Annotated in this window: 15 protein-coding genes; 8 read left to right on the top strand and 7 right to left on the bottom strand. The window is 29.1% G+C overall.

Translation table 11 applies throughout. The features are described from left to right. Nucleotides 1-170 precede the first annotated feature (170 nt). Complete coding sequence (locus KV700_RS17195) at nucleotides 171-569, top strand: thioesterase family protein (RefSeq protein WP_166383176.1); 399 nt, start codon at nucleotides 171-173, stop codon at nucleotides 567-569. A 38-nt stretch (nucleotides 570-607) separates the two neighbouring features. Here KV700_RS17195 and KV700_RS17190 read toward each other — a convergent pair whose 3' ends face one another. From KV700_RS17190 to KV700_RS17170, 5 genes are read right to left on the bottom strand one after another with little or no spacing between them, the layout of a single operon-like run. Continuing rightward, nucleotides 608-1,216, bottom strand: a complete 609-nt coding sequence (locus KV700_RS17190; RefSeq protein ID WP_218598640.1) for a YigZ family protein — start codon at nucleotides 1,214-1,216, stop codon at nucleotides 608-610. Nucleotide 1,217: 1 nt separating this feature from the next. Next, entirely contained in the window at nucleotides 1,218-2,081 is an 864-nt protein-coding gene (locus tag KV700_RS17185; protein WP_218598639.1) for an EamA family transporter, read from the bottom strand. Then, on the bottom strand, nucleotides 2,078-2,689 hold the full coding sequence (locus KV700_RS17180; protein ID WP_218598638.1) for an HAD-IA family hydrolase: 612 nt from the start codon (nucleotides 2,687-2,689) through the stop codon (nucleotides 2,078-2,080). Before KV700_RS17180 ends, KV700_RS17185 begins: the two co-directional genes overlap by 4 nt. Continuing rightward, nucleotides 2,682-3,749, bottom strand: coding sequence for a bifunctional diaminohydroxyphosphoribosylaminopyrimidine deaminase/5-amino-6-(5-phosphoribosylamino)uracil reductase RibD (gene ribD / locus KV700_RS17175; protein WP_218599881.1), 1,068 nt, complete (start codon nucleotides 3,747-3,749; stop codon nucleotides 2,682-2,684). Before ribD ends, KV700_RS17180 begins: the two co-directional genes overlap by 8 nt. Before the next feature lie 3 nt (nucleotides 3,750-3,752). After that, on the bottom strand, nucleotides 3,753-4,211 hold the full coding sequence (locus tag KV700_RS17170) for an LEA type 2 family protein (RefSeq protein ID WP_218598637.1): 459 nt from the start codon (nucleotides 4,209-4,211) through the stop codon (nucleotides 3,753-3,755). 52 nt (nucleotides 4,212-4,263) lie between these two features. Here KV700_RS17170 and KV700_RS17165 point away from each other — a divergent pair, with 52 nt between their 5' ends. From KV700_RS17165 to prmC, 3 genes are read left to right on the top strand one after another with little or no spacing between them, the layout of a single operon-like run. Next, entirely contained in the window at nucleotides 4,264-4,755 is a 492-nt protein-coding gene (locus tag KV700_RS17165; RefSeq protein WP_166383166.1) for a GNAT family N-acetyltransferase, read from the top strand. 4 nt (nucleotides 4,756-4,759) lie between these two features. Then, nucleotides 4,760-6,184 carry a cardiolipin synthase gene (cls, locus tag KV700_RS17160; protein WP_254712940.1) on the top strand — a complete coding sequence of 475 codons (1,425 nt, stop codon included), beginning with the start codon at nucleotides 4,760-4,762 and terminating at the stop codon, nucleotides 6,182-6,184. Nucleotides 6,185-6,191: 7 nt separating this feature from the next. Beyond that, entirely contained in the window at nucleotides 6,192-7,055 is an 864-nt protein-coding gene (gene prmC, locus KV700_RS17155; RefSeq protein ID WP_218598636.1) for a peptide chain release factor N(5)-glutamine methyltransferase, read from the top strand. Nucleotides 7,056-7,073: 18 nt separating this feature from the next. Here the strand turns inward: prmC and KV700_RS17150 are convergent, their stop codons facing one another. After that, complete coding sequence (locus tag KV700_RS17150) at nucleotides 7,074-7,910, bottom strand: TIGR00266 family protein (protein WP_218598635.1); 837 nt, start codon at nucleotides 7,908-7,910, stop codon at nucleotides 7,074-7,076. Nucleotides 7,911-8,183: 273 nt separating this feature from the next. On the opposite strand from KV700_RS17150, the gene KV700_RS17145 reads away from it, so the two are divergent. Then, nucleotides 8,184-8,330, top strand: coding sequence for a hypothetical protein (locus KV700_RS17145; RefSeq protein WP_166383160.1), 147 nt, complete (start codon nucleotides 8,184-8,186; stop codon nucleotides 8,328-8,330). A gap of 163 nt (nucleotides 8,331-8,493) precedes the next feature. On the opposite strand, the gene KV700_RS17140 is transcribed toward KV700_RS17145, so the two are convergent. After that, nucleotides 8,494-8,949: a DUF4442 domain-containing protein gene (locus tag KV700_RS17140; RefSeq protein WP_166383158.1), complete on the bottom strand. Its 456-nt coding sequence runs from the start codon at nucleotides 8,947-8,949 to the stop codon at nucleotides 8,494-8,496. 232 nt (nucleotides 8,950-9,181) lie between these two features. On the opposite strand from KV700_RS17140, the gene KV700_RS17135 reads away from it, so the two are divergent. The 3 genes from KV700_RS17135 to KV700_RS17125 are packed head-to-tail and all read left to right on the top strand — an operon-like array spanning nucleotide 9,182 to nucleotide 11,637. After that, nucleotides 9,182-9,616, top strand: a complete 435-nt coding sequence (locus tag KV700_RS17135; protein WP_218598634.1) for a DUF4870 domain-containing protein — start codon at nucleotides 9,182-9,184, stop codon at nucleotides 9,614-9,616. A gap of 19 nt (nucleotides 9,617-9,635) precedes the next feature. Beyond that, complete coding sequence (locus KV700_RS17130) at nucleotides 9,636-9,980, top strand: PadR family transcriptional regulator (protein WP_166383154.1); 345 nt, start codon at nucleotides 9,636-9,638, stop codon at nucleotides 9,978-9,980. Continuing rightward, complete coding sequence (locus KV700_RS17125) at nucleotides 9,973-11,637, top strand: PspC domain-containing protein (RefSeq protein ID WP_218598633.1); 1,665 nt, start codon at nucleotides 9,973-9,975, stop codon at nucleotides 11,635-11,637. The genes KV700_RS17130 and KV700_RS17125 overlap by 8 nt, the downstream gene beginning before the upstream one ends. Nucleotides 11,638-11,664: the final 27 nt, after the last annotated feature.

The following is an 11,664-nucleotide window of genomic DNA, read 5'->3' as shown; positions in this document are numbered from 1 at the left end:
TTAATTTTAGCGATTTTTTTGTTATAATAAAGGGTATAAAAAGGGCTTTTGATGCCTTTTTTAAGGTGGTACAAAAATGTGAATAAAATTCAGTATAAAAAAATCAATTTGCTATTGATTATTAACTATTTTTTACGTAGAATACACAAAACACTAATTAATTATATCACTTGAAAAAATCTATAACAAAAACTAGAATTCGATACTCAGAAACCGATCAGATGGGGGTTGTGTATCACGGTAATTACGCGCAATTTTTTGAACTAGGCCGCACAGAATGGATGCGATCTTTAGGGGTTACATACAAAGATATGGAATTAAGCGGGATAATGCTTCCTGTTATTTCTATAAATTTTAAATTTATAAAATCGGCCTTGTATGACGATGTTTTAACCATAAAAACAATATTGAAAAAGAAACCAATGGTTAAAATTGAGTTTGAGTATGAAATTGTAAATCAGAATGACGAGCTCATTTGTACAGGAAGTTCTGTTTTAGCTTTTATGAATTCTAAAACGATGAAACCAACTCGCTGTCCAGATCATTTATTAAAAGGTTTGGGGTATTAACAGTTTAATAAAAAAAAGGCTTTTCTTAAACTAAACTATTACTCTAATTCTTTAATATCAACTTTATATAAAGTATCAAAAATAGTATAAATTGCTTGTGCATCTTTTTTTCTGATAGAAATGGTGTACTCGCAATTCATTTCTAATTTTTGATTGGTAATCTCAATATTTTTCTCTTTGACAACTCTTTGTACAGCATTCATCATATCGTACTCAAAAGTTAACTTATAAAAAATATTGATGGTTTTTTCTAAAATATCAGCAGCTTCTAAACTAATTTGAGCAGACGTTTTGTACGCAGAAATTAAACCTCCAACACCTAATTTTGTACCTCCAAAATAACGGACAGAAACAATTAAAACATTCGTTACTTCAAATGATTGTATTTGACCATAAATAGGTAAACCTGCAGAATTATTAGGTTCTCCATCATCATTTGCTCTAAATTTTACATCTTCAATACCTAATTGATAGGCATAACAAAAATGACGTGCAGCATGATGTTTCTTTCTTAACTCTTCCAAATGTTCTTTTACATCTTCTTCTGATAAAACAGGGAAAGCATACCCAAAAAACTTAGACCCTTTTTCTTTAAAAAGCGTTTCTTCAGATGGTTTTTCTATAGTTTTATAAACGTCTTCTAACATATTAAGCAATGGTTACCAATACAATTCCTAAAATTGCCAATGCAACTCCTATTTTATTTTTTAAACTAAATTTTTCTTTAAACAACAATAATCCAACCAAGGTAGATACTACTACAACAGATACATTATTTATGGTAAACAAAGTAGAACTTTCAATTCCTGCTGTTTGCATTGCTTTAATTAAAAATACAATGGTAAAGTAATTAGGAACTCCTAAAATAATACCTGCAATTATATTTTTAAATTCAAAGGGTTCTTTTTTCTGAATCGTTTTAATTAATAAAATTAGCAATCCAAATATTGCTGCAAAACCAAATAAACTACCAGAAAAAAGAGATGCTTCATTTTTCTGAACAAAATTAACTTCTACATATTTAAGAGTTGTATCTATAGCTCCAGAACCAAAAAAGAGTAATATAGGAAATAATAATCCTGCTTTTTTTAAGCTGTTCTTATCCTCTTTTACAGAAGCTAAATACACAGAAACTAACGCAATTAAAATTCCTATAATTTTTAAATATGTTACTGATTCATCATATAGTAAAACACCAAAAACTACCGGAATAACTACAGACATTTTACCTGCAACAGAAGCCACTGAAACTCCATTTTGCTGTGCTGTATTTGCCATTACAAAAAAGATAGCAACAAATAATGCTCCTAAAACAATAGCTCCAAAAAACCATGGTTTTTCAGGTATCTCATTAATAGAAAATGTAATTTCAGACAAACCGAAACCAAAAGCGAAAGCAACCAAATAATTTACAACAATTGCTTTTAAAGTATCAATTTTATAAATATCAAAATATTTAAAGATGACAAATAGTGAGGTTGAAAAAAGAATGCTGAAAATTAAATAAATCAAAATAAATTTTCCTTTTTTGTAAATAATTCTGTTACCTCTTCTTTACCCGGAATTAAATTCCAAGTATGAATGCCTAAAGTATTTGCAGAAACTGTATTTTCTTTAGTATCATCTATAAAAAGTGTTTCTTCTGCAATTAAATTATTCTCATTCAACACAAATTCATAAATATCAGTATTTGGTTTTCTTAAATGAATTTCGTGTGTTAAATAAAACTGTTCGAAACAAATTTTAAAGGAATTATAGAATTCCATTCCAACATTATTTTGAATCCAAGAAATATGTAAATCATTGGTATTGCTTAATAAAAATAATCTATACTTTTTACTTTCTGCTAATTCCTGAATAAACTTTAATCGGTTTAACGGAAAATCTAACAGAATAGAATTCCAAGCTTTTACTAATTTTTCTTTTGGAACATTGAACTTAGCTTCAAAAAAAACAACAAACTCTTCTGTAGAAATCAGTCCCATTTCATACTCGTTCAAAATTGGCAAATTGACTTCTGCTTCTTGCGAAATCCCTAAGTCTAGTAATTCATTTGCAAAACGTTTTTTATCTAGGTTGATAAAAATATCGCCAAAATCGAAAATGATGTTTTTAATCATTTGTATATATTTTTAAAACATCTGTTTTGATGTTTATTTCTTCTTTAACTACTTTCTTAAAAACAGGTGCCTTCACTCCTACTTTAAATGTGGTTTCTCCAACAAAAACACGAGCTTCATCCCAAATATTTTCATCAATAAAAGTTTGTAAAGTTTGACTACCTCCTTCTATAATTACAGATTGAATTTGGTGTTTTTGTAAAACATCGCAAACTTGTTTTGCTATATTATTTTGAAAATCAATTGCTTCAAAAATGATTTTATTTCTATTTTCAAGGGGTTGAAACCCCTTGCTATTCAGTATTTTTTTATCACAAATAACAATCGTCTTTACACTTCCGTCTAGAATATTACTGTCTTCCGGAATTCTTAAAGTACCATCTAAAACAATTCTAACAGGGTTATGCCCCGTCCAACTCCTTACATTTAACTTCGGGTTGTCTGCAATAACCGTATTTGTCCCTACTAAAATTGCGTGTTCTTGTGCTCTCCATTTGTGGACTAATTGCTGAGAGTATGGATTGGAAATCCAAACTGGTTTCTGTTCAACTTTTGTTAAAGGAGCTACAAATCCGTCTTTAGTTTGTGCCCATTTTAAAATAATATAAGGTCTTTTTTTATTCTGAACCGTAAAAAAACGATTGTGATCTTCTTTACATTCATCTTCTAAAACCCCTACAATAACATTAATTCCTGCATTTATAAGACGTTCAATTCCTTTACCTGCAACCAAACTATTAGAATCTACACAACCAACAACTACATTTTTCAGTTGATGTTTTACAATTAAATCTGCACAAGGAGGCGTTTTACCAAAATGAGAACAAGGCTCTAAAGTTACATAGATCGTTGCCTTTTTTAAAAGCGCTTTGTCTTTTACAGCATTAATTGCATTTACTTCTGCATGATTACCTCCATAAGCGGATGTAAAGCCTTCTCCAATAATTTTATTTTGATATACCACAACTGCACCAACAGAAGGATTAGGACGAGAAGTACCTATTCCGTTTTTGGCAATTTGCAAACAACGTTTTATGTAAGTTTTATGATCGATAACTATAAATTAAAATTTTATTTCCTGAATTTGATCTATCGGATATACACTAGAATACCCAAAAACCTTGTATTTTAAATCTCCTGTAAATTGCACTTTTATAGATTTATTTAAAAATGAATTTAACAAGCCTCCTAATATTCCGTTTTTGTTATTGTCAAACACTTTTCTTGCAGGAATAACTACCGTTAACGGAATAGAAAATTCCTTTTTTGCAGGCACTTCAAATTCATCTGAAGAAACCTGAGCAACTTCCGCTCCATTAATAATTACCTTAATTTCATCCGTAGAAAGTACACCACCAACATCATTAGGGTTTTCAAAAAAAGCTGCTGCTTTTAAACGAATAGTATCTCCTTTAAAAGAAGCTACCTTTACATTATCTACCTTTATAAAAATGGGTTTTTCTCTTACAGAACAACTTGTAATTAATGTAAAGAAAAGTATAAAATATAAAAGATTTTTCATGTTCAATTTTTAAAAAAATAGGTAACTTGCTCCTGCAAAAATACAGTAATAAATGACAAATTCAGATTTTATCATAAGAGAAATTCAACCTAAAGACAACCCACAATTGGCAATTGTTATTAGAGAAGTACTTTTAGAAATGGGTGCGCCAAAAATTGGTACTGCTTACGAAGATAAAGCAACAGATTTAATGTTTGAAAAATATAACACACCTAATTCTTTTTACTATGTTGTAGAGCATAATAACAAGGTAGTTGGAGGCGTAGGAATTGCACAATTAGATAATTTTGAAGGGAATACGTGCGAGCTTCAAAAAATGTATTTTTTACCGATAACACGAGGAAAGGGTTTGGGTTCTAAATTAATAAATACTTGCTTAGAAAAAGCAAAAACAATTGGTTTTGAAAATTGTTACTTAGAAACTATGCCTTATATGAATGCTGCACAAGCATTGTACAAAAGGAATGGCTTTGTAAATCTTGATAAGCCTATGGGAAATACCGGACATTATTCTTGCCCTGTTTGGATGTTAAAAAAATTATAAAATTTTGATTTACACTATTCTTTTATCTGTTCACCTTTTACTCTTTAGTTGGGCTTTTTATAATATTTTATATTTTGGTGTAAAACCGTCTAAATCTTTAAGCTGGATTTTAATTACACTCTTATTTCCTTTCATGGGTGTTTTTGCTTTTATTTTATTCGGAATTAATAGAAGAAAAATAAAATACTTTGAACTTAAAGAAACTAAAAAAAGGAAAGATTATATTGAAAAGAATCTCAAAAATGAAAAAAATAAAAATGTAGCTTTACTTAAGAGCCACAAAGCCTCTAAAATATCTAATCTAATTTTTAATAACACAAATTTACCACTACAATTAAATAATGATGTTGTTGTTTTAAAAAGCGGAAAAGAAACTTTTGAAGCACTTTATAAAGCCATTAAAAGCGCTACATCATTTATTCATTTACAGTATTATATTCTAGAAAATGGAGAAATTTTAAATAACATAATTACTTTATTAGAAGAAAAACGAAAAGAAAATGTAGAAGTTCGTGTTTTATACGATTCTATAGGAAGCTTTCCGTTAAACAAAAAAACCATACAACATCTTAAAGAAATAGGTGTAGAAATTTACCCAGAAACTCCTTTTAAATTTGGAAGTTTTCTTTTCTCTTTAAATTATAGAAACCATAGAAAAATTGCCATTATAGATAATAAAATTGGTTTTACAGGTGGCGTAAATATTTCTGATGAATATATTACAGAAGACACCAATTTAGGTATTTGGCAAGATGCACATGTACAAATATCTGGTTGTGCAGTAGCAGACTTACACGACACTTTTTTAAAAGATTATTACTACGCAACCGATATCAATTTAAGTCAGAAAGAAAAATACAACACTGTTTGTAACGCTGAAGGAAACACTACAATGCAAATTGTTTCTAGCGGTCCAGATTACAAACAACCGGTTGTAATGCAACAATATTTAAGCCTTATTAATTTAGCAGAAAAAAGTATTTGTGTTTTAAACCCGTATTTTATACCTACGTATTCTATTTTAGAAGCTTTTAAAATTGCTGCTTTAAGCGGAGTAAAAGTTACTTTATTATTGCCTAAAGTTACAGACTCTAAAATGGCTACCTATAGTATGTATTCTTATTTTGAAGGTTTATTAAAAGCCGGAGTAGAAATTTATTTAAGGGACGATTTCTCGCATAGTAAAGTTATATTTATTGATGATGAAATTACCTCTATCGGCTCTACCAATTTTGATTGTAGAAGCTTTGAACACAATTACGAATTAAATGCTTTGATTTTTGATGAAGTAATTACCTCTGAAATTTCTACTGAATTTAACGAAAGAAAAAATTTAGCTAACAAAGTAACTCTAGAAGATTTCTTAAACAGATCTAACAAACAAAAAACACTTGAACGTCTTGCTAGATTTTTAAGCCCTTTATTATAAATTATCTATGACACTTCAAAATTTTCGTATTTTTTTTAATAGTGAATTATCAACGATGTATCCAAAAACAGAAATTGATTCTTTCTTTTTTTTGTTGATACAAGCAAAACTGAACCTACAAAGAATCGACACCGTTTTAAAACCAGACTTTTTAATTGATGAAAGTATTTTATCAGAATTAAAAAGTATTGTAAAAAGACTTCAAAAAGAAGAACCTATTCAGTATATTTTAGGAGAAACTGAGTTTTATAGTTTGCCCTTTTTAGTAGATGAGAACACCTTAATACCAAGACCAGAAACCGAAGAACTATTAGAATGGGTTATCAATGAAGTTCTAGAAATAAGAAGTAAGAATCAAGATAAAAACTTAAATATTCTTGATATTGGAACAGGTACAGGTTGCATTCCTATTTCTTTGGCTAAGAACTTAAATAACGTTTCTATTTCTGCTATTGATGTTTCTTCGGAAGCTTTAAAGAAAGCAAAACAAAATGCAGTTTTAAATAAAGTTGACATTACTTTCTTAGAAATAGATATTTTAAAAACTAAAGAATTACCTAAAAAATATGACTTCATAATTTCTAATCCTCCTTATGTTAGAGAATTAGAAAAAGTAGAAATCAATAATAATGTATTACAAAACGAACCACATTTAGCCCTTTTTGTTGATGACGAAAACCCATTAATTTTCTATAAAAAAATTGCAGATTTAGCAAAACAAGACCTTACCAAAAACGGATTGTTATTTTTTGAAATCAATCAATATTTAGGAAAAGAGACCGTAGAAATGCTACAACAAAAAGGGTTTAAAAATATAGAGCTAAAAAAAGATTTTTCTGGTAATGATAGAATGATAAAAGCTGCATATTAAAATAAAAATTAGATCTTATTAAAAACGATTATCACCATCTAATAAATCTCCTATTCCACCTAATACACTACCTTCTCCTCGTTTTCCGCTTCCTGTTCTTGGCGCCATTGCCAAAACTCGTCCTGCCAATCTGCTAAAAGGTAAAGATTGAATATATACCGTTCCTGGCCCTTTTAACGAAGCAAAAAACAATCCTTCACCTCCAAAAACGGTGTTTTTAATACCGCCAACAAACTCAATATCATAATCTACATCTTGGGTAAAACCAACAATACAACCAGTATCTACTTTTAAAACTTCACCAGGTTGTAATACTTTTTTTGCCATGGTTCCTCCTGCATGAATAAAGCTTAAACCATCTCCTTCTAATTTTTGCATAATAAAACCTTCGCCACCAAATAATCCTCTACCTAGTTTTTTAGAGAATTCTACTCCTATAGAAACACCTTTTGCAGCGCATAAAAATGCATCTTTCTGGCAGATGAATTTCCCGCCAAACTCAGTTAAATCAATCGGAATAATTTTACCAGGATATGGAGAAGCAAATGAAATTTGTTTTTTACCAAAGCTATCATTTGTAAAAACAGTCATAAATAAACTCTCTCCGGTCAAGATTCTTTTTCCTGCAGAAAAAATCTTCCCTAACAAACCCGTTTCTTGATTAGAACCATCTCCTAAAATAGTATTCATTTTAATATGGTCATCCATCATCATAAAAGTTCCTGCTTCTGCAACAACTCCTTCTTGCGGATCTAACTCTATTTCTACAAACTGCATTTCTTCACCAAAAATTCTGTAATCTATTTCGTGTGCATTTTTATTTGATGAGTTTTGTGAGGTTCTATCTTGAAACATAATAGCTATTTTAAGGTTTATATATTAATTAGATGATTTAAGTCTGTTTTTGTTACAAAAACACCTATTATATTTTTATAATTTAATAAAAATACCAGTAACAAAAACAACATTTATAGACAATAATTATTCTATAAAATTAGCGTAAATAAGTAAAAGATTGTTTTAATAACACTAAATTAACCTTTAATTATTTCTATCCTTTCACAAAACTATTACTTTTGATATCAGATAAGTTAAACAGTAATAAATCTAATATTAAAAATAAAAACTATGAAATATTTATCTCCAGAAATAGAAGCTTTTTACAAGAAATTTGAAACTTCAAAACCATTAGCACGTACAAATGTATCTTGTGGTATTTTTCAAGATTGTGATTATAATGAAGAAAGACCTGAGCTATACAAAAAGAAAGACTAATACCAATTAACGTAAAATTACTGATTGAATTTGTTTCTTTTCACTTAGTAACTCAATAGAAAATAGCATCGTAACTGTAACTATTATTCGATTTTTCATTTCTTAAGATGAATACATAATGCAAATTTATGTATCAATCATTTTAAAATTCATTTCTAAGAAACTATTTCTTCACTCTTAAACTCCAATGGAATTGAAATCTAGAAACAACCACTCCTTCTTTATTTTTCCCTTCGGATGTTAAAACAATAACTTGCCCTTCTCCCGTCTTTATAGATGCTTTAATTGCCTCTCTAATTTCATTACCTCCCTTACAAGAAAAAAGAATTCTTCCCGTAGCTTTTTTAAAAAACTGCGCTTCTTGTTTTGTCACTAACATAGATACTTTTACTTTAGAATCATCAATAGCTTTCATTACCAAGACACCTGTTGGCATTTCTGCCGCCATACCTTGTGCTGCCCAAAACATACTTCTAAACGGATTTTGATTCATCCACCTATATTTTATAGAAACTACCACTTCTGTATCTGTAATTGTACGCACTCTTACGCCTCCTAAATATGCTAAAGGCAATTTTACAAGGTTAAAAAGATTGACTTTTCTTGGGGTAAATTTCATTTTATATATTTAATTAATTTTAGAAACTTCTATTAAAGTTGACAAGGTAGTTAAAATAAACGAAACAAAAACTCAATAAAAACAGTAGTTACAAGCCTTTTTTACCAATTTTATGTCACAATAAAAAATGTTAACAAAATGTTAAATAAAAAAATAAACAGTACTATGCTTTGCATAATACCTTCTTAAAGACATATATTTGCATAAGAAAGTATTATATAGTTTATAAATTATGAAACAAAATAACGAAAACACCAATGCCTTTTTAATACATATTTCTGCTTTCGCAGGATTTATTTTTCCTTTTGGTAATATAATTACACCATTAATTGCATGGCAAACGTTAAAAGACAGAAGTAGCTTTTTAGATAAACACGGCAAAGAAGCAATTAACTTTAATATCAGTTATTCTCTCTATATTTTTATTTTGACATTATCTTTTATTCCTGTTTTTATTGGTTCAATTTTTAGAAACTTCGATAATCTTGACAACTTTAATCATATTAACATCAATTTTGAGACTTTTAATTTCTTCGGAATTATGGGTATTGCATCTCTAGCAGGAATTGTAGGCATCATTAAAATTGCATTGATAATTATAGCAGCATTAAAAGCTAAAGAGGGAGAAAGTTATAAATATCCTTTCACAATAAAGTTTATTAAATAATCATTTAAAATCACAATAAATGAAGATAGAAAACACAAAAGCACAAATGCGAAAAGGTGTTTTAGAGTATTGTATTTTATCCATCTTAAAAAATGGAGATGCTTATACATCTGAAATTTTAAAAACGCTAAAAGGTGCAGAAATGATTGTGGTTGAAGGTACCATATATCCTTTATTAACACGTTTAAAAAACGCAGGTTTATTAACCTATAGATGGGAAGAATCGACCTCTGGACCACCAAGAAAATATTATGTTTTAACAGAAAACGGCGGTCTATTTATAAAAGAATTAGACAAAACATGGAGCAATTTAGTAAGTGCAGTTAACCAAGTAATCAGCAAAAAACCAACCACAAATGAATAAGACAATCAACATAAATTTAGGCGGATTTTTCTTCCACATAGATGAAGTTGCCTATCAGAAATTAAAGCGATATCTAGAATCTATTTCTAGATCGTTAAGCGATGATCCACAAGGAAAAAATGAGATTATTGCAGATATAGAAGCACGTATTAGCGAATTGTTATCAGAAAAAATAACAGACGCAAGACAGGTTATTAATGAAGGTGATATAGAAGATATCATTAAAATTATGGGCCAACCAGAAGATTATGCTGGTGCCGAAGAAGAATATAGTGACGCTAATTATTCTTACACTAGAAATAACACTACCGGAAAAAAATTATTTAGAGATGGTGAGGATAAATTTTTAGGTGGAGTTGCCTCTGGTATTGCTCATTATTTTGATATTGATACCATCTGGGTTCGTCTTGGTTTGTTAGCCCTTTTCTTCGGAGCTGGTTTTGGAGTAATCTTATACATTATCCTTTGGATTTTGTTGCCAGAAGCTAAAACTACGGCAGAAAAACTACAGATGGAAGGTGAACCTGTAAACATCGATAATATCGAAAAAAAGATTCGTGAAGAGTTTACAAATGTTTCTGAAAATGTAGCTGATTTTGCCAACAAAGCATCAGAGAAATTTAAAGACGGAGCCAATGAGTTTTCAGAAAAAATGAATAAGACTTTTTCGGGAAAGACAAAAAAAAATAACGGATTACAAGATTTTATCAACACTATAGGCAAGATTATTCTGGTATTCTTTAAAGTGATTGGTAAGTTTATTGGAATTCTACTGGTATTTATTGCTGGTGCGGTTATTTTATCACTAATTATTGGTGGGTTTTCAATAGGAAGTTTAGAAGTATTAAATGTTAATGGCGAGTTTTTACAATATCCACCATTTTTCTATGATGCTATTTTACCAAAATGGGCACTAACACTTGCTGCTTTTTTATTAATAGGTATTCCTTTTTTAATCTTATTTGTACTGGGTTTACGCATATTATCTAGTAGTATAAAACAAATAAGCAAGCCAACATCACTAACCCTTTTAGGTATTTGGGTAATCGCTTTATTAACCATGATTTTTACAGGAATAGAATACGGAACCTCTCATGTAAATGATGGCCAATTTGTTAAAAAATCATCATTAAATATTGTAGAAAATGATACCGTCTCTTTAAAAATGGTCAATAATGATGAAATCTATTATAAACATAATTTAAATAGAAGTTCTCGTATACAAGAGGTTGAAATAGACGGAACAAATAAAATATACTCTAATAATGTTAGCGTTGATGTTAAAAAAAGCAATACAGATGAGGGATATATAATTCTTGAAAAAGAATCCTCTGGAAAAACAAGAAATAGTGCAAATGCAAATGCTGAAAAAATTGAATATAAATTTGAAATCATCAATAATACTATTGTTTTAGATGCTTATTATTTGTCTGACTTTAAAAATATTTGGAAAGATGAAGAAATTAATATAACAGTTTATATACCTAAAGGTAGCACTGTTTATTTTGATCATTCTGTAAAAAACTTTTTAAATGACGTAGAGAATCAAACAGATATTTACGACAAAGATATGGTGAATCATTATTTTAAAATGACCGATGAAACCTTACAATGTACAGATTGTGTAGATGATTTAGATGCAGAAGAAGTTATTTAATACAATTCAACCAAAAAAAACAACAAT

Origin of the sequence: Polaribacter sp. NJDZ03, assembly GCF_019263805.1 — a bacterium.
Lineage (GTDB): Bacteria > Bacteroidota > Bacteroidia > Flavobacteriales > Flavobacteriaceae > Polaribacter.
Note: the sequence above shows the minus strand (reverse complement) of the source record. Positions and strands in the feature narration are given on the sequence as shown.

Excerpts from the sequence above, each read along its gene's own strand:
- KV700_RS17190 (WP_218598640.1), bottom strand. The coding sequence starts at position 1,216 with ATGTTAGAAGACGTTTATAAAACTATAGAAAAACCATCTGAAGAAACG.
- KV700_RS17180 (WP_218598638.1), bottom strand. The coding sequence starts at position 2,689 with ATGATTAAAAACATCATTTTCGATTTTGGCGATATTTTTATCAACCTA.
- KV700_RS17170 (WP_218598637.1), bottom strand. The coding sequence starts at position 4,211 with ATGAAAAATCTTTTATATTTTATACTTTTCTTTACATTAATTACAAGT.
- KV700_RS17165 (WP_166383166.1), top strand. The coding sequence starts at position 4,264 with ATGACAAATTCAGATTTTATCATAAGAGAAATTCAACCTAAAGACAAC.
- prmC (WP_218598636.1), top strand. The coding sequence starts at position 6,192 with ATGACACTTCAAAATTTTCGTATTTTTTTTAATAGTGAATTATCAACG.
- KV700_RS17150 (WP_218598635.1), bottom strand. The coding sequence starts at position 7,910 with ATGTTTCAAGATAGAACCTCACAAAACTCATCAAATAAAAATGCACAC.
- KV700_RS17145 (WP_166383160.1), top strand. The coding sequence starts at position 8,184 with ATGAAATATTTATCTCCAGAAATAGAAGCTTTTTACAAGAAATTTGAA.
- KV700_RS17140 (WP_166383158.1), bottom strand. The coding sequence starts at position 8,949 with ATGAAATTTACCCCAAGAAAAGTCAATCTTTTTAACCTTGTAAAATTG.
- KV700_RS17135 (WP_218598634.1), top strand. The coding sequence starts at position 9,182 with ATGAAACAAAATAACGAAAACACCAATGCCTTTTTAATACATATTTCT.
- KV700_RS17130 (WP_166383154.1), top strand. The coding sequence starts at position 9,636 with ATGAAGATAGAAAACACAAAAGCACAAATGCGAAAAGGTGTTTTAGAG.
- KV700_RS17125 (WP_218598633.1), top strand. The coding sequence starts at position 9,973 with ATGAATAAGACAATCAACATAAATTTAGGCGGATTTTTCTTCCACATA.